This is a genomic window from Thermobrachium celere DSM 8682 (assembly GCF_000430995.1).
Taxonomy (GTDB): Bacteria; Bacillota; Clostridia; order Clostridiales; family Caloramatoraceae; genus Thermobrachium; species Thermobrachium celere.
Window position 1 is genome coordinate 57919 of the sequence record NZ_HF952022.1, and the last position, 16784, is coordinate 74702.

At 30.8% G+C, this 16784-nt stretch carries 16 protein-coding genes and 1 riboswitch; of the genes, 11 read left to right on the top strand and 5 right to left on the bottom strand.

The genetic code is table 11. The features are described 5' to 3' along the window. The first annotated feature begins 12 nt into the window (after window positions 1-12). A riboswitch (Fluoride riboswitch) is annotated at window positions 13-73 on the top strand. Between the two features lie 62 nt (window positions 74-135). Further along, window positions 136-1344, top strand: a complete 1209-nt coding sequence (locus tag TCEL_RS10755; protein ID WP_018664215.1) for a cation:proton antiporter — start codon at window positions 136-138, stop codon at window positions 1342-1344. A 15-nt stretch (window positions 1345-1359) separates the two neighbouring features. Further along, the gene (locus TCEL_RS10760; RefSeq protein WP_018664217.1) at window positions 1360-2685 is read left to right on the top strand and encodes a voltage-gated chloride channel family protein; all 1326 of its coding nucleotides are present in this window, start codon (window positions 1360-1362) and stop codon (window positions 2683-2685) included. Between the two features lie 7 nt (window positions 2686-2692). Here TCEL_RS10760 and TCEL_RS10765 read toward each other — a convergent pair whose 3' ends face one another. Next, the gene (locus TCEL_RS10765) at window positions 2693-3337 is read right to left on the bottom strand and encodes an Mpv17/PMP22 family protein (protein WP_018664219.1); all 645 of its coding nucleotides are present in this window, start codon (window positions 3335-3337) and stop codon (window positions 2693-2695) included. A gap of 221 nt (window positions 3338-3558) precedes the next feature. On the opposite strand from TCEL_RS10765, the gene rbsK reads away from it, so the two are divergent. The 7 genes from rbsK (at window position 3559) to TCEL_RS10800 (ending at window position 10260) form a co-directional block, all read left to right on the top strand. Continuing rightward, window positions 3559-4494 (top strand): ribokinase, encoded by a 936-nt coding sequence (gene rbsK, locus TCEL_RS10770; RefSeq protein ID WP_018664221.1) that lies wholly within the window; start codon window positions 3559-3561, stop codon window positions 4492-4494. Next, window positions 4491-4886, top strand: coding sequence for a D-ribose pyranase (rbsD, locus tag TCEL_RS10775; RefSeq protein ID WP_018664223.1), 396 nt, complete (start codon window positions 4491-4493; stop codon window positions 4884-4886). The genes rbsK and rbsD overlap by 4 nt, the downstream gene beginning before the upstream one ends. 12 nt (window positions 4887-4898) lie before the next feature. Continuing rightward, a complete protein-coding gene (locus tag TCEL_RS10780) occupies window positions 4899-6398 on the top strand; it encodes a sugar ABC transporter ATP-binding protein (RefSeq protein ID WP_018664225.1) in 1500 nt (499 codons plus the stop codon). A gap of 12 nt (window positions 6399-6410) precedes the next feature. After that, on the top strand, window positions 6411-7340 hold the full coding sequence (locus tag TCEL_RS10785; RefSeq protein WP_018664227.1) for an ABC transporter permease subunit: 930 nt from the start codon (window positions 6411-6413) through the stop codon (window positions 7338-7340). Between the two features lie 14 nt (window positions 7341-7354). After that, the gene (rbsB, locus tag TCEL_RS10790; protein WP_018664229.1) at window positions 7355-8263 is read left to right on the top strand and encodes a ribose ABC transporter substrate-binding protein RbsB; all 909 of its coding nucleotides are present in this window, start codon (window positions 7355-7357) and stop codon (window positions 8261-8263) included. Between the two features lie 61 nt (window positions 8264-8324). After that, window positions 8325-9323, top strand: a complete 999-nt coding sequence (locus TCEL_RS10795) for a LacI family DNA-binding transcriptional regulator (RefSeq protein ID WP_018664231.1) — start codon at window positions 8325-8327, stop codon at window positions 9321-9323. 124 nt (window positions 9324-9447) lie between these two features. After that, a complete protein-coding gene (locus TCEL_RS10800) occupies window positions 9448-10260 on the top strand; it encodes a response regulator (protein WP_018664233.1) in 813 nt (270 codons plus the stop codon). 2 nt (window positions 10261-10262) lie between these two features. Here TCEL_RS10800 and TCEL_RS10805 read toward each other — a convergent pair whose 3' ends face one another. The 4 genes from TCEL_RS10805 to TCEL_RS10820 all read right to left on the bottom strand — a co-directional run bounded on the left by TCEL_RS10805 (window position 10263) and on the right by TCEL_RS10820 (window position 13871). Further along, window positions 10263-10799 carry a DUF5317 domain-containing protein gene (locus tag TCEL_RS10805; RefSeq protein ID WP_018664235.1) on the bottom strand — a complete coding sequence of 179 codons (537 nt, stop codon included), beginning with the start codon at window positions 10797-10799 and terminating at the stop codon, window positions 10263-10265. 2 nt (window positions 10800-10801) lie between these two features. Continuing rightward, on the bottom strand, window positions 10802-12070 hold the full coding sequence (locus TCEL_RS10810) for an HD-GYP domain-containing protein (RefSeq protein WP_018664237.1): 1269 nt from the start codon (window positions 12068-12070) through the stop codon (window positions 10802-10804). Between the two features lie 235 nt (window positions 12071-12305). Further along, on the bottom strand, window positions 12306-12923 hold the full coding sequence (locus TCEL_RS10815) for a hypothetical protein (RefSeq protein ID WP_018664239.1): 618 nt from the start codon (window positions 12921-12923) through the stop codon (window positions 12306-12308). A gap of 198 nt (window positions 12924-13121) precedes the next feature. Continuing rightward, a complete protein-coding gene (locus TCEL_RS10820; protein ID WP_018664241.1) occupies window positions 13122-13871 on the bottom strand; it encodes a hypothetical protein in 750 nt (249 codons plus the stop codon). A 302-nt stretch (window positions 13872-14173) separates the two neighbouring features. Between TCEL_RS10820 and mglB the strand changes: the two genes are divergently transcribed. Both mglB and mglA read left to right on the top strand, forming a co-directional pair. Continuing rightward, window positions 14174-15208 carry a galactose/glucose ABC transporter substrate-binding protein MglB gene (mglB, locus tag TCEL_RS10825; protein ID WP_018664242.1) on the top strand — a complete coding sequence of 345 codons (1035 nt, stop codon included), beginning with the start codon at window positions 14174-14176 and terminating at the stop codon, window positions 15206-15208. A 66-nt stretch (window positions 15209-15274) separates the two neighbouring features. Continuing rightward, the gene (mglA, locus tag TCEL_RS10830; RefSeq protein WP_018664243.1) at window positions 15275-16783 is read left to right on the top strand and encodes a galactose/methyl galactoside ABC transporter ATP-binding protein MglA; all 1509 of its coding nucleotides are present in this window, start codon (window positions 15275-15277) and stop codon (window positions 16781-16783) included. The last annotated feature ends 1 nt before the right edge of the window (window position 16784 follow it).

Here is a 16784-nt window from a genome sequence, read left to right on the forward strand (position 1 = left end):
AATTTTGCTAAAATAAACTAAGGTGATGGAGTTCACCTTTAACCGCCTTTTGGCTAATGACTCCTACAGATAACTTTATGTTTTCTGTAGGAGTTTTTTTGTTTTGGACATAATATTATTGAGGGAGGGTTTAAAATGACGGCAAGTATAGCATTACTTTTAATTTTAGGTTTATTTTCAAACTACATATTTACCAAAATAAAGCTTCCAGGACTTCTTGGGATGTTAATTTTAGGTGTTGTTGCAGGACCTTATGTATTTAATATACTTGATCCTGAACTTTTAAAAATATCTGCTGACTTAAGAAAGATAGCTTTAGTTATTATTCTTCTTAGAGCTGGGCTTGGTATTAGTAGAAATGATCTAAATAAGGTAGGTGCAACAGCACTTAAATTTAGTTGTATTCCAGGTATATTTGAAGGATTTACAATTGCATTTATATCAACAAAGATATTAGGATTTTCATTTATAGAGGGTGGAATACTAGGTTTTATAATTGCAGCAGTATCTCCAGCAGTTGTTGTACCTCAGATGTTAGAGTTTATGGAAAAGAAAATAGGTACAAATAAAGGTATACCAACAATAATATTAGCAGGGGCTTCAATAGATGACGTTTTTGCAATAACGTTATTTTCAACATTTTTAGGACTTTATAGTGGAAGCCATGTAAATATAGGAATAGAATTATTTAAAATACCTGTATCAATAATTTTAGGTATACTATTAGGTTTAATTATTGGATTTATTATGGTTTGGATGTTTAAAAAGTACCATATTAGAGATACAAAGAAGGTAGCTTTAATTTTAGGCTCAGCTATTCTGCTTACAGTAATAGAGAATGAGTTGAAAAATAAAATTGAAATTGCAGGACTTTTAGGAGTAATGACTATAGGTTTTATACTACTTGAAAAAATTCCAAATGTAGCCAAAAGATTGGCTTCAAAGTTTAATAAAATGTGGGTATTTGCAGAGATATTTTTATTTGTTCTAGTAGGATCTCAAGTAAACATAAATGTTGCACTTAATGCAGGTCTTAAGGGACTGTTGGTAATTTTTATTGGACTTATTGGTAGAAGTTTAGGGGTTTTAGTTTCAACACTTGGAACAGATTTGAATTGGAAGGAAAGGGTATTTTGTATGATAGCCTATATTCCAAAGGCTACTGTTCAAGCGGCAATAGGAGCAATTCCTTTATCATTAGGTATTCCTTCAGGTGAAGTTATTTTAGCTGTTGCAGTATTGTCTATTCTTGTAACAGCACCACTTGGAGCGGTGTTTATAAAGCTATCGGCAAACTACTTACTAGAAAGGGAAGAGGATAGATTGCAAAGAGAGGTTAGCTAAATTGGGGGGAGATAGATGCATAGAAGGGTGATCAATTTTATAAAAAAGCTTGATCATTTTATTTTAATGCTTTCTCTTATAAAATGGTTTTTTTTAAGTAGTATAGTTGGATGTGTTATGGGGATTCTGTCAGCTTTATTTTTAAAAAGCTTAAAATTAGCAACAGATTTAAGAGAGTTAAATCCATGGCTTTTATTCTTACTTCCCTTTGCAGGAGCATTTGTAAGTTTTCTATATTCAAGGTATGGAAAAAATTCTGCTAAAGGAAACAATTTAATTATAGAACAGGCGTATTATGGAGATAGGGAAATACCGTTAAGGATGTCTGTTTTGGTGTTCTTAGGTACATTTTTAACACACTTATTTGGAGGATCAGCAGGAAGAGAAGGTACGGCAGTACAAATGGGTGGAAGTGTATCAGAATTTATAGGAAGATTATTTAAATTAGATAAGCATGATATGAAAATTATTTTAATGTGTGGTATAAGCAGTGGGTTTGGTTCAGTCTTTGGTACACCTCTTGCAGGAACTATATTTGCTGTGGAAGTTATTGCTATAGGATATATGCATTATGAGGCTCTCATCCCTTCATTTATGTCTGCTTTTATAGGAGATTATGTTGCTACTTTAGTTGGAGCAACACATTCACATTATCACATTTATTCTGTACCAGCTGTAACACCAATAAATGTAATAAAGGTTATAGTTGCGGCAGCAATTTTTGGAATAATGAGCATTATTTTTAGTGAGGGTGTTCATATATCAAAATCTCTATTTAATAGAATAACTAAGAATGCAGTCCTAAAAAGTTTTATTGGAGGATGTATGGTTATTTTATTAACATATATTTTTGATACAAGGGAGTATTTAGGGTTAGGGCTTCCTATGATTAAGGCTGCATTTGATGGGCATGTACCAAAATACAGTTTTATTTTAAAAACTTTATTTACATCTGTTACGTTAGGTGCAGGTTTTCAAGGTGGAGAAGTAACTCCTATATTCTTTGTTGGTTCAACTTTAGGAAATATACTATCTAATATACTTTTGCTTCCTGCTTCATTTTTAGCTGCACTTGGTCTTATATCTGTATTTTGTGGTGCTACTAATACACCAATTTCATCATTTATTTTGGGTATTGAGATGTTTGGAAGTCATGGAGTTGTATTTATGTTTATTGCATGTATAGTAAGCTACCTTTTTTCAGGACACTATGGAATTTATACATCTCAAAGGGTATATAAGAGTAAAAGTAGGATGCTGAATATTTATAATGAAAAGACTTTAAAGGATATAAGGGAGCTTAAGATAAAGAGAATATTAATGAAACAAGGAGAGCACTAGCTCTCCTTTATCTTTTAGCTATTGAAAGAATTGCACCAAGGGCTATAGATAAAAATGAAGCCATAAGAACTCTATATTCAGAGGGTAAAAGAAAAGTAATTGTATGGGCAGGAACCCAGAAGAAAGGAATGGTTTTTAAAACTACAAAACTTATATACCCATACCAATCTATTTTATTTACTACGTCCTTAAGATTTGTTTTTAATATTAAACTTAACTTACCTTGTCCAAGATCTATATATGTATCAGTAATCCTATGTAGTGCCATGAAGGTAGGAGCAAATATTGTATTCATTATGAAGCTTGTAAAAAAAGCAAATACAAAGGGATAGCTGCTATTTGGAAGCAGGCCTTTATTCATTGAAGCTAATACACCTTGTGCAAAAACTTCAAATACAAGTGTAAATGCCATACCAAATAACCCCCAAACTATAAACCTATATGTTAATCCGTATGGCTTTTTATAGTCTCCAACTTTTAATCTAATAGCAAGTAGTTCCCCCAATGTAGCAAGTATAGAAACCTTAATAAAGCCCATGATATATGGGTGCGATTTGGTTGCATTAATAAAAGCTAAATGAGTTGGTTTATAGATTAGAAGAAAGGCTATTAGTATTATTGTAGCAATCCAAATGAGATCTTTTTTCTTCATATTATCCCCCCTATAGATTAAGTGTACATTTGTATTATAGCATATCCACTGAATGTTTACTAAATATTTTGAAAAATACATACAGACTAAAGTGCAGGTTATTATTTTAACAAAAAATAAATTAAATTTAAAATTGACAGAAAAATTAAAAATATATTATAATATACTTGACCGGTTTACTAAAACGGTTTACTCAAAGTAACAAAAGGAGTGTATATAATATGTATGATATATGTGTTGTAGGAAGTTTAAATATGGATATGGTTGTAAATGTTGAAAGAATACCAAACATAGGAGAGACTGTTTTAGCAAAGGGGTTTAAAAAAATACCTGGAGGTAAAGGAGCTAATCAAGCAGTTGCTGCAAGAAGAATGGGAAGTAGTGTGGTTATGGTAGGATGTGTAGGTGACGATGAAAATGCGAAGATACTAATAGATAATTTAAATAAAGATGGAGTAGAGACTAAGTATTTAAAGATAGATGAAGAAACTCCAACAGGGGTAGCCCTTATTTATGTAGATAAAGATGGTAGAAACAATATATCAGTTTATGCAGGTGCTAATCTTAATATAAATAATGAAGATATAAATAGATTAAGTAATATTATAAAATCCAAAATAGTAATAACACAATTTGAAACACCTGTTGAAACTGCAATAGAATCATTTAAACTAGCAAAACAAAATAACAGTATAACTATATTAAATCCAGCTCCTGCAAGAGAAATACCAGAGGAGTTAATAAAATTATCAGATATAGTAATTCCAAATGAAACAGAGACAGAAGTTATAACAGGAATAAAGCCAATTGATGAAAAGAGTATAAAGGATGCAGCAGCAATAATGCTTCAAAAAGGAGCTAAGTATGTGATTATAACATTAGGGGAAAAGGGAGCTGCAATTATAGATAATGAAAGATTTACTATAGTTGAAGCCCAAAAGGTAAATGCAGTAGATACAACAGCAGCAGGAGATTCTTTTATAGGTGGTTTGTCACATTATATTTCTAAAAAAGGCAATTTAAGTTTTGATGTGTTAATAGAAGCGGTTAAATTTGCAAATAAGGTTTCTGCAATAGCAGTTACAAGAGAAGGTGCACAATCATCAATTCCATATATGTGGGAATTAAAGGAGATATTTGGGGAGGAATTAATATGAAAAAGATTGGTATATTAAATCATGAAATTTCTGAAGTAATAGCAAAAATGGGGCATACAGATTCAATAGCTATAGGAGATTGCGGACTTCCTATTCCTGATAATGTAAGGAGAATAGATTTGGCTCTAGTGAAAAATATACCTTCATTTATAGATACATTGAAGGCTGTTTTAATTGAACTTAAGGTAGAGGAAGTAGTTATTGCAGAAGAGACTATTAAGGTAAGCAATTTTGTATATGAACAAATTGAAAAAGAAGTTGGAGATGTAAAAATTACAATAGTATCTCATGAAGAGTTAAAAGAAAAACTTAAGGATTGTAAGGCAGTTATAAGAACAGGTGAACAAACTCCCTATGCAAATGTAATATTGAAATCAGGAGTTGTATTTTAAGGGGGCAAAAAAATGATTAAACAACCTATTTTAGAGATGATAAATATAAAAAAATCTTTCCCTGGAGTTAAGGCGTTAAAAGGAGTAAATTTAAGAGCCTATTCAGGAGAAGTTATGGCCTTGCTTGGAGAAAATGGAGCAGGCAAGTCAACTCTTATGAAAATCCTAAGTGGTGTATATAAAAAGGACGAAGGAAGTATAAAAATAAACGGCAAAGAAGTTGAAATACAAGGAATAAAACATGCTGAAGAACTAGGTGTTTCTATTATTCATCAGGAACTTTCACTTTTATCAAACCTAACTATATATGAAAATCTTTTTTTAGGACATGAAATAACTTCCTCAATGTTTAAACTAAATAAAAACGAAATGATAAAAAGAACAGAGGAATTACTGAAAAAGTTTGATTTTAATATATCTCCAAAAACATTAGTTAAAGAGCTTACAGTTGGAGAAATGCAGATGATTGAAATAATAAAGGCTACGTCAAAGAATTCAAAAATTATTGTTATGGACGAGCCTACTACTGCTCTAACAGACGTAGAAACAAAGAAACTATTTGAGATTATAAGGCAACTTAAGGAACAGGGTGTAGCAATTATTTATATTTCACATAGGATGGAAGAAATATATGAAATATGTGATAGAGTTACTGTATTAAGAGATGGTGAATTTATTGGAGAAGAATTATTAAGTAATGTTGATAAAGAAAAATTAATTTCTATGATGGTAGGAAGAAAGCTTGAAGAACAGTTCCCTTATAGAAAAGCAAATTTAGGAGATATAGCTTTAGAAGTTAATAATGTATGTATGGGTAAAAAATTAAAAGATATATCATTCAAGCTAAGAAAGGGAGAAATCTTAGGGATTGCAGGTTTGATGGGATCAGGAAGAACAGAACTTGCTAAGCTTATTTTTGGAGAATACAAAAAAACAGGTGGAGAAATTTTTGTAGAAGGAAAAAAGGTTGAAATAAGATCACCTAAGGATGCAATAGAGAGTGGTATTGCTTATTTATCTGAAGATAGAAAAAAAGAGGGGCTAGTTCTTAATCTAACAGTTCTTCATAATATGAGTCTTGCAAATTTAAAGAGATATGAAGGTAGAGGATTTAGAATAAATAAAGAGATGGAACTTAGGGATTGTGAAGAGTATACTAAAAAACTTTCAATTAAAACTTCTTCACCATATCAAATTATTAAAAATTTAAGTGGTGGTAACCAACAAAAAGTTATTCTTGCTAAATGGCTTTTAAATTCACCAAATATATTAATTATTGATGAACCAACCAGAGGAATAGATGTTGGAGCTAAAAAGGAAATTTATGAGCTTTTAAATGAACTTAAGGCTCAAGGTAAAGCAATAATGATGATATCATCTGATATGGAAGAAATATTAGGAATAAGTGATAGAATAATTGTAATGCATGAAGGAAAGATTAGTGGAGAACTAACTAGAGAAGAAGCAAATCAAGAAACAATAATGAAATATGCTGTTGGAATTACAAATTAAGGGGTGTAAAAAATGAGCAATATAAAGGCGTTTGTTATAAAATTTAAGTCTTTAATAGGGCTAATTGCTTTATGTGTAATTATATCAATAATTACTCCAAGGTTTTTAAATATAAACAATATATTAAATGTATTAACTCAAGTTTCAGTTAATGCAATAATTGCAATAGGTATGTCCTTCGTTATTTTAACAGGAGGAATAGATTTATCAGTAGGATCTATATTAGCAATCTCCGGAGCAGTAGCTGCAAGTATATACATTAAAACACACAGTTTATTTTTAGCATTAGCTGTGAGTATTATAATAGGTGCATTAATAGGATTGATTAATGGAGCTTTAGTATCTAGGGGTAAGATACAACCATTTATAGTTACATTAGCAACAATGACTATATTTAGAGGAGTGACTTATGTATATACAAATGGTACACCTATATCTGGATTGTTAGGAAAGTTTAGCTTTATAGGTAATGCTAAAATAATAGGCATACCTTTTCCAGTAATAATTACAGCGATAGTTTTTGTAATAACATGGTATTTAATTAACGAAACAAGATATGGTAGATACGTTTATGCATTAGGTGGTAATGAAGATTCAGCTAGATTATCAGGAATTAATACAGAAAAGATCAAGACAACAGTATATTTAATTTCAGGTATTGCTGCAGCTATAAGTGGAATAATTGTTACAAGCAGAATAGGTTCAGCCTCACCAAATGCAGGTTCTGGTTATGAACTTGATGCTATAGCAGCTGTGGTTTTAGGAGGTACAAGCTTATCAGGTGGAGAAGGTTCAATTACAGGAACAATTATAGGTGCGATGATAATAGGGGTTTTAAACAATGGATTAAATTTAATGAATGTTTCTCCATTTTATCAATCAATTGTTAAAGGTTTAGTAATTCTTCTTGCAGTATTACTAGACAAGAAGAATAAAAAATAAAAGGAGGTAAACTTATGAAAAAAATTATTAAGGTTCTATCAACAATTTTAGCTTTAACACTTGTATTTGGAACATTTACAGGATGTTCTAGCAAGACAACAAATGAAGGCAGCAAAAAAATTGGTATGGTTATTTCTACGCTTAACAATCCATTCTTTGTATCAATGAAGGAAGGCGCAGAAAAGAAGGCTAAAGAGTTAGGATATGAAGTAGTTATTTTAGATTCACAAAATGATGCATCTAAGGAAAGATCAAATGTAGAAGATTTAGTTCAACAAGGAATTTCAGTTCTTATTATTAACCCAACTGATAGTGATGCAGTTGCAAATTCAATCAATGTAGCAAAGGAAAAGAATATACCTGTAATTACTGTAGATAGAGGTGCAAATGGAGTTGAAGTTGCTTGCCATATAGCTTCAGATAATGTAGCTGGAGGAAAGTTAGCAGCAGAATTTATTTTAGAAAAATTAGGTGGTAAGGCAAAGATAGTTGAATTACAGGGTATACCAGGGGCATCTGCAACAAGAGATAGAGGAAAGGGATTCCATGAAGTTGTTGATAATAAGGCAGATGTAAAGGTTGTAGCAAGCCAATCAGCAGACTTTGATAGACAAAAGGGATTAAACGTAATGGAAAACATAATACAAGCTACACCAGACTTTGACGCAGTGTTTGCACATAATGATGAAATGGCATTAGGTGCAATAAAGGCATTAAAGACAGCAAATAAAAATGTAATTGTAGTAGGATTTGACGGTACACCAGATGCAGTTACAGCAGTAAATAATGGTGAAATGGCAGCAACTATAGCACAACAACCAGACCTAATGGGAAGCTTAGCTATTGAAAATGCAGTTAAGCTAATGAAGGGTGAAAGTGTAGAAAAACAAATTCCAGTTGATTTAAAAGTAATAAAGAAGTAATATAAAGTTAAAGTTGCGTCATCTTTAAAAGGTGACGCAATAATTTTAAAAGGGTGGTTTTATGAGAAAGGTTACTATAAATGATATAGCTAAAATGGCAGGGGTTTCAAAAACGACAGTTTCAATGGTTTTTAATAATAAAGATGAAAATATAAGTAGGGAGACTAGAGAAAAAATATTAAATATAGCAAAGGAATTAAATTATATACCTAATTCAATAGCAAGGAGTCTAGCTACTAAAAAAAGCTATTCTATAGGGATTATATTACCAGATATAACAAATCCGTTTTTCTCTGAAATAGCAAGGGCAATAGAAGATGAGGCAAATAAATTAGGATATAATGTTGTACTTTGTAATACTGATAACAAAGTCAAAAAAGAGGAAGAATACGTAAAGCTTTTAATTAGTAAATTAATAGATGGAATTATATTTATTGCAGGTGGCGAAAGTAAAAGAAGTATTGATCTTATTAAAAATAATAATATACCTTTTGTGCTTGTAGATAGATATATAGATGGATATGAAGAATGTTATGGGGTATTTTGTAAGAACTATGATGGTGTTGTAGAGGGAGTGGAGTATTTATTAAGTAAAAATAAGAGAAATATAGTATTTGTTAATGGGCCTAAGGATCTTGAAATCTCAAGGCAGAGATTTCAAGGATATAAAGATACTATGATGAAATATGGTCTGTTTAAAGAAAAATTAGTTTATGAATCTGATTTTACTCTAGAGGGAGGTAAAATAGTAACTCAGAGGATAATAAATGAACTTAAGGATTTTGATGCTATATTTTATAGTAATGATGTTATGGCCTTTGGAGGTATAAAGGTTTTATTAAGAAATGGCTTTAAGATTCCAGAAAAAATTAGTATTATGGGATTTGATAATATACAGATATCACAATTCATAGAACCAGAGCTTACAACTATAGCACAACCTATATATGATATGGGTAAAAGGGCTTGTAGTTTATTGATTGATATAATCAATGGAGAAGAAAATATAGAAAAGGTATATTATTTTATGCCAAAATTAATTATAAGATCAACAACATAATGTAATAATTTTATTTTTATTACAAATTTTTAATCCCCTAGGCACGTTGATAAAAACTTTGTCGTATTATATCATATATTTAACAGACATATAAGTATGCAAATGTTGTAGGTGGGGGATTTAAATGAAAAACGATAGAAAAAAACACTTGTTACTGGTTGATGACTCTAATTTAACCCAGATTACAATAAAAAAGATACTGGAATTAGAAGGATATATTGTAGATGTATCAGTTTCAGCTGAGGATGCATTAAATCAGATTAAATCAAGGGATATACCATATGATTTAATAATAACTGATATACATCTCCCTCAAAGGGACGGTTTTTATATTATAGATACACTAAAGTCAAATAAAGAATATAGTATTCATAAATCAACACCAATTATGATTTTATCTGCTGATGCTACTTCAACAACTGTAAGAAGGGCAGTAGAAAAGGGAGCAAAGGAATATCTAAATAAGCCATTTACAACAAAAGAGTTAATATCAAGAATAAAGAAGCTGCTTTTAGATACAGAAGAGAGTTTATATTCATTACTTATAGAGTGTTTAAATGAAGAAATAGAGAGGGCAAAACGAGGCGAGTATGAACTAAGTTTAGTGATTGCAAGCAGGGAGTTTTCTGAAGGTATACTTATAGAAGAAGTAGTAAAGGAAATTAAAAGAGAATTAAGAAAGGTAGATACGGTTATAGAATTAGGAAAATCTACTTTAGCTTTAGTACTGCCCTTTACTAATTTAAATGGAGCGAATGTTGTGGTTAATAAGATAAAGGCTAATTTAAATGAAAAATGGTATTTTGGCATAACTAATTTTCCAAATGAATGCCAGACAGTAGAGGAGCTATATAGGTTAGCAAAGCAGAGAATAAACAACAAAATAAACAAAGAAATAAATGAAAAGGAACAAAATAAAGAAGAGATGAAAAAGTAATCTTACTTTTTCATCTCTTTTATTACGTAGCCCATAAGTCCAAGGGATATAAATATATCTCCTACGCTTATTACGTAACGACCTAATGCTATGTAGTCACCTAAAAAAGGTAAAATTGTTTTTGAGTTTTGTACTGTGTATAAGCCTTCAGATGAAGCCATTGTTTCCTTTACATATTCAATTGAAGGTGCCATTCCTGCTTTAACCATAGCTTCTGGGCTTACAGGCATTGCACCACCGTTTAAAAATATGGCAAGTGCATTTAATATTATGCCTAAACCTATTACAAGGAAGGCATAATCCTTTCTATTGAGATAAATGAAGATTAATATGAGTAGATATTGAGTTAGATAAAATATATAAGTTAAGTTACTTCTTTCTATAACGCCTCTTCTTATGAGATTAAAAAGAATAAATTCAATAGAAAAGGCAGCTACTGCAAGATAAGGTCCTTTTATGTTAGAAACATCTATTTTTCTTATGTCACCCTTTAGAATAAAACCAATTATAAGTCCGATAATAAGTGATGCTAAAAACATACTTAACCCCTCGAATTACATAGATTTTCTTTATCACAAATTTTTAAATATATATCAACAATTCTTGGATGAAACTGAAGTCCACGGTTTTTTATAAGTTCAGCTTTTATTTGTTCTGGGCTTAATGCCTTTCTATATATTCTATCTGTAGACATAGCATCTACTGAATCAGCAAGCTGTAATATATATACATCTATATCTAGCTCGTCCCCTTTTTTGCCATCAGGGTATCCTTTACCATCATATCTTTCATGGTGGTGTCTAACTAGTTCAGGAATTTTTCCTAGGTCCTTTATTCCTTTAACTATATCGTAGCCTATAACTGTGTGACTTTTAATTTGTTTATATTCATCTTCTGTTAACTTTTCTGGCTTATTTAATATACTGTCGGGAATACCTATTTTACCAATGTCATGTAAATATGCAGCAAGTTCTAACTCTTCTATATGGCTGTCGCTATAGTTTAGCTCTTCTCCTATTGCTCTAACTATTTTAGCAACGTTTCTTGAATGACCTTCTGTATACTTATCTCTCATTTCAAGAGCAGTCATTAGGACTTTGACTGTTTCTTGATATTTTGTTTTAGATTCAATATACAACATATATGTATAACGAACTAATAATACTGGTACCATTAGCAATAATATTCCTAATATGTTATATTCATTATATAAATATGCAATTAGATAACCAAAAGGAACCATTGGAATAACACTCAAAAGTCCAAAAGAAAAACTTCTGTTAAATACATTTTTTAAATTATCATTAGTAATTATAGCTATAAGAATAGACATTATTAAAATGTTAGTTGTAACAAAAGAAATTGTAACTAAAAGCACTTGCAAAATAATTTTTATAATATTATTATTAGAATATCTTTCTATGATTTGATAAATATTTGAAGCAATAAATACAGATATTCCTATATTACATACATTAAAAAATATTTTATATATTGGTATGTTGAATATATGTTGGTATTTGTTATTATGTTTAAATATTCTAAGAGCAATACCAAAGCTAATTATAATCATTGTATAAAAAGTACCAAATATCATAATTGAAGCTAACGTAATTGCAAATCCTGAACTAATTGACATTTTTTTATAAACTACTAAAAGGGATTCAGTAACTATTGATAGAACACAAAAGAATAGAATACTAATATAATTATGTTTGTTTATATTATTTTTAAATGCTATATAAAATAAATATATATACAAAGCATATATGATTGACATATATAAATATAATTTAATTTTTTTTTGCATAAAATAATTACCTCCTAAATTTAATAATAAAAAGGCCGATTTTTATTATATCCAAGTTATGTGTGAACCACCTGCTAAAACAAGTGTTAAAAGAGCTAGAACTGCAGGTAAAAATCTCTTCATTACTATCACTCCTTCGCGTTTAGGCTAACAGGTCTTCGCTAATCACCTGTCGCATTTCTCCGCTAAGGATAAAATATAAATTAAATCGGCCTTTTTTACAAGATATTAAGTTTTAAGAGGTTATTTTTTGTATTACCCTGTTAATTGCATCTAGTGTTGCTCTTGCTATTGTTTCATTTAAATCATTTTTAACAAGTGCTGAACCTACAAGTACCTCTTCAGTTCCATACAACAGGGCATTTACTATAACAGTAACTACAGATATATCATTACTTGTGTTAATTAGCACATCCTGAACATCAAATATGTACTCTTGTCCTAAAATTGATTCTACTGCCTTAAGGGTTGTTTTAGAAACTAGCTTCTTTTTGTTTATGGAAGTGTTTATAGCAACGTCTTCAACCTTATACTCATTATCATCGTATATTAAACTTACACTACACTCTAAAGTGTTTAATTGGTTTTTAAGTTGAACACTGTTAAATTTAACCCTCTTTGTAGATATAACATCTTCTGATTGTATAGAAGCAATACTGATTTTATTTCTATCTATTTTTAAATCATACATTGCATATAAAGCAGATTCAATATCTCTTAAAACTTGCTTTGGAGATTTAGAGTTGTTTGCTAGTACATGTACTTCAGTTATTTCTCCATTTTCCTTTACAACCTTTGAACGTATAACACCCTCTATTTTGTTTATTGTGTCTTGTACTGCCAAAACGTCCATTTTCATACCTCCAACTCACATTAATATAATAGCACATATTTTGATAATCTTCAACCATAAATTTGAAAATTTAACACAAATTTATATATATTGTGTTATCATGTCACAATTAGTACTATCCTTTAGTATTATTAGACATAAAATCTAAAAATCCTTCTTGAAATTGTTTAATTTTTATAAAAATTTAAAGGCAGCAGTTTATTTTCCTGCTGCCTTTAAAACAGATTTTTGATGTTCGGGGTTTTTCTTACCTGTTTTATGGGTTGTGCTGTTAAAGAAATGTATGTCAATATGTCCATTCATAGCATTTCCTTTTATTACATCTAAATTTTCTCCTCTTCCATATCCTCCAGAACGACTGCTAACAACAGCAAATGCTGGTTTAGAATCTATTCCAGCATGGGGCATAAAGGACATAGATGCAGCTATTTTTCTACCATTTACCTTTACTATAACAGGTCTTGTATCCCAGCTATAGCCACCCCATATGCTCATCATTATTTTAGTATCATTAATTGTTAAAGCTTCACAGTCGGCATGATTTGTACCCATTGTTCTTTTAACTCTAAATGTTTTACCTGTATATAGGTCCGTTACTTCTGCAACTGTACCTATTTTGAATATATATCTTGCACTTTTCCACCAGTCAAGCAATTCACCATATCTGTTGGATTTTTTGTAATTAGAATTATTAATTGTTCTTTTAGCTGAAGTTTGTTTTAAAGTATTTTTAGGTGTTAAATGTGTGCTGTTTTTATTTAAAGTAAAATCTAGGCTTTCTTGTTTTGTTACCTCATCTTCTGCTTTTACATATACTTTAGAATTATATGTATATGATGATTTTATATGTTCAAGTGATGTCACATTATTTTCAGCCAAACTAATTGCATTTAAAGAGAGTGAAATGCCTAAGACTACACCTAAGGCTTCAACCATCTTTTTTTTCATAAGTTCACCCCTTTACCGTTAAAGTAAAAGCCTAATTTTTATTATACTTTATTATTATATATAAGTGAACAAGAATATGATAGAAAATTTTAGAATATTAAGGAAATAAAGTTTAAATTTATTTAATGTCTAAACAAATGTTTATAACAATATCTTTTATTAGATATAATTCTAAAAATACAAAATATATTGACAATTAAATATAAAAATATTAGAGTAATATTAGAAAGCGTTTTCGGAATATTTACTCTTTTTTAAAGAGTAAATATATAAATTAATTTAAATTATGAAGGGGGATATTTATGAACAAAAAATTCATGTCACTAGCCTTAGCGGGTATGCTTATGCTAACACTTGCATCATGTGGTCAAAAGACAGGAGATAGTGGACAAGCAGGTAATCCAAAGATAGGTGTAACTATCTACAAGTACGATGACAACTTCATGTCATTTGTACGCCGTGCAATTGAAACAAACGCACAAGGTAAGGCAGAATTAATTTTAAACGACTCACAAAACAGCCAAGCTACACAAAATGAACAGGTTGATATGATGATTTCAAAGGGTGTAAAGGCACTTGCAATCAACCTAGTTGACCCACAAGCAGCTCCATCAATAATTGAGAAGGCAAAGACTAAGAATCTGCCAATTATATTCTTCAACAAAGAACCAAACGCAGAAGTTTTAAAGAGCTACGAAAAGTGCTGGTATGTAGGAACAGAATCAAAGGAAGCAGGTATAATTCAAGGAAAGATGATTGCAGATCTATGGAAAAAGAATCCAAACTGGGATAAGAATAAGGATGGTAAAATACAATATGTTTTATTAAAGGGAGAACCAGGACATCCAGATGCAGAAGCTAGAACAAAATATGCTGTAGAAGAAATTAAGAATGCTGGTATAGAAGTTGAACAGCTTGAGCTTCAAACAGGTATGTGGGATACAGTAAAGGGTAAAGAATTAATGGATGCATGGTTATCAAAGCATGGCGATAAGATTGAATTTGTAATTGCAAATAACGATGCTATGGCATTAGGAGCAATTCAATCTCTAAAGGCTGCAGGATACTTTACAAACGGTAAGTTTATGCCAGTTGTTGGAGTTGACGCTATTCCAGATGCTATCCAACAAATTAAGGATGGCTTAATGGTTGGAACAGTATTAAATGATGCAAAGAACCAAGGAAAAGCAACATTAGAACTAGCATTAAATGCAGCTCAAGGAAAGGATCCAATTGAAGGAACTCAATGGAAACTAGATGAAAACAAAGCTGTTCGTGTTCCATACATAGCTATAACAAAGGATAACTTAAATGTAGCAGAAGAAGCTTATAAATAATTAAAATAGGCAAGGATGCAAATGCATCCTTGCTTTAAAATAGTTACGATAAGCGGGGTGTAACCTATGCAGGAGAATATGCAAAACAAATATTTACTTGAAATGATAAACATAAGCAAGCAGTTTCCAGGGGTTAAAGCTCTAGATAAAGTAACATTAAGGGTAAGACCGGGAACGGTCCATGCTCTTGTAGGAGAGAATGGAGCAGGTAAATCGACTTTGATGAAGTGTTTGTTTGGTATATACCACCCTGATGAAGGTGAGATATATCTTGATGGTAGAAAGGTAAAGTTTTTAAATGCAAGACAAGCACTTGATAATGGAGTTTCAATGGTTCATCAAGAATTAAATTTAGTAAGGCAAAGGAATATAATGGATAATATTTGGCTTGGAAGATATCCACAGTCTGGACTGTTTATAGATGAAAAGAGGATGTATGAGGAAACTAAAAAGATATTTGATGAGTTGGATATTGATTTAGATCCTAGAGAAAAGGTTTCAAAACTTTCCGTTTCACAGATGCAGATGATTGAAATTGCGAAGGCAGTTTCATATAATTCTAAGATAATTGTAATGGACGAGCCTACTTCATCATTAACAGAAAAGGAAGTTGCTCATCTATTTAAGATTATAAAAGCATTAAAACAAAAGGGCGTCGGAATTATTTATATATCTCATAAAATGGATGAGATACTTGAGATTTCAGATGATGTAACAGTGATGAGAGATGGTAAATGGATAGATACAAAACCAGCTAGTGAACTTGATATTGATACAATTATAAAAATGATGGTTGGAAGAGATTTAACCCATAGATTCCCTGAAAAGGATAATAAAATAGGGGATGTAATATTAAGAGTTAGTAATCTTACAGCAAAACGACAGCCTTCGATAAAGGATGTTTCATTTGAATTAAGAAGAGGGGAAATACTTGGAGTTGCTGGACTTGTTGGTTCTAAGAGAACAGATATAGTAGAAGCGCTTTTTGGTTTGAGGGAGATTGAAAAAGGGGATATAGAAGTAAATGGTAAGAGCATAAAGATATCTAACCCAAGAGATGCCATTAAAAATGGATTTGCGTTAGTTACGGAGGAGAGAAGAAGCACAGGAATTTTCGGGATGCTTGATATAAAGTTTAATTCTACAATAGCAAATATAAATAGTTATTGTAAATTTGGAGTTGTTGATGATAAAAGGTGTCAAAAGGATACGCAGTGGGTTATTGATAGTATGCGTGTTAAGACGCCTTCTCAAAAGACTGCAATCGGTACATTATCAGGTGGAAATCAACAGAAGGTTATTATAGGAAGATGGCTTTTAACTGAACCAGATATATTAATGCTAGATGAACCAACAAGGGGTATTGACGTAGGTGCAAAGTATGAAATATATCAATTGATAATTGATCTTGCTAAAAAGGGTAAGGCAATTATCATGATTTCATCAGAAATGCCAGAGCTTTTAGGAGTTACAGATAGAATAATGGTTATGAGTAATGGATATCTTGCAGGAATTGTTGAAACAAAGAAAACAAACCAAGAAGAAATAATGAGACTTGCTGCTAAGTATCTATAGA

Bases quoted from the DNA above. Each gene is read 5' to 3' on its own strand.
- TCEL_RS10820 (WP_018664241.1), bottom strand. From the start codon at position 13,871: ATGAAAAAAAAGATGGTTGAAGCCTTAGGTGTAGTCTTAGGCATTTCA.
- rbsB (WP_018664229.1), top strand. From the start codon at position 7,355: ATGAAAAAAATTATTAAGGTTCTATCAACAATTTTAGCTTTAACACTT.
- mglA (WP_018664243.1), top strand. From the start codon at position 15,275: ATGCAGGAGAATATGCAAAACAAATATTTACTTGAAATGATAAACATA.
- TCEL_RS10805 (WP_018664235.1), bottom strand. From the start codon at position 10,799: ATGTTTTTAGCATCACTTATTATCGGACTTATAATTGGTTTTATTCTA.
- mglB (WP_018664242.1), top strand. From the start codon at position 14,174: ATGAACAAAAAATTCATGTCACTAGCCTTAGCGGGTATGCTTATGCTA.
- TCEL_RS10780 (WP_018664225.1), top strand. From the start codon at position 4,899: ATGATTAAACAACCTATTTTAGAGATGATAAATATAAAAAAATCTTTC.
- rbsK (WP_018664221.1), top strand. From the start codon at position 3,559: ATGTATGATATATGTGTTGTAGGAAGTTTAAATATGGATATGGTTGTA.
- TCEL_RS10755 (WP_018664215.1), top strand. From the start codon at position 136: ATGACGGCAAGTATAGCATTACTTTTAATTTTAGGTTTATTTTCAAAC.
- TCEL_RS10760 (WP_018664217.1), top strand. From the start codon at position 1,360: ATGCATAGAAGGGTGATCAATTTTATAAAAAAGCTTGATCATTTTATT.
- TCEL_RS10800 (WP_018664233.1), top strand. From the start codon at position 9,448: ATGAAAAACGATAGAAAAAAACACTTGTTACTGGTTGATGACTCTAAT.
- TCEL_RS10765 (WP_018664219.1), bottom strand. From the start codon at position 3,337: ATGAAGAAAAAAGATCTCATTTGGATTGCTACAATAATACTAATAGCC.
- TCEL_RS10815 (WP_018664239.1), bottom strand. From the start codon at position 12,923: ATGGACGTTTTGGCAGTACAAGACACAATAAACAAAATAGAGGGTGTT.
- TCEL_RS10810 (WP_018664237.1), bottom strand. From the start codon at position 12,070: ATGCAAAAAAAAATTAAATTATATTTATATATGTCAATCATATATGCT.
- TCEL_RS10795 (WP_018664231.1), top strand. From the start codon at position 8,325: ATGAGAAAGGTTACTATAAATGATATAGCTAAAATGGCAGGGGTTTCA.
- TCEL_RS10785 (WP_018664227.1), top strand. From the start codon at position 6,411: ATGAGCAATATAAAGGCGTTTGTTATAAAATTTAAGTCTTTAATAGGG.
- rbsD (WP_018664223.1), top strand. From the start codon at position 4,491: ATGAAAAAGATTGGTATATTAAATCATGAAATTTCTGAAGTAATAGCA.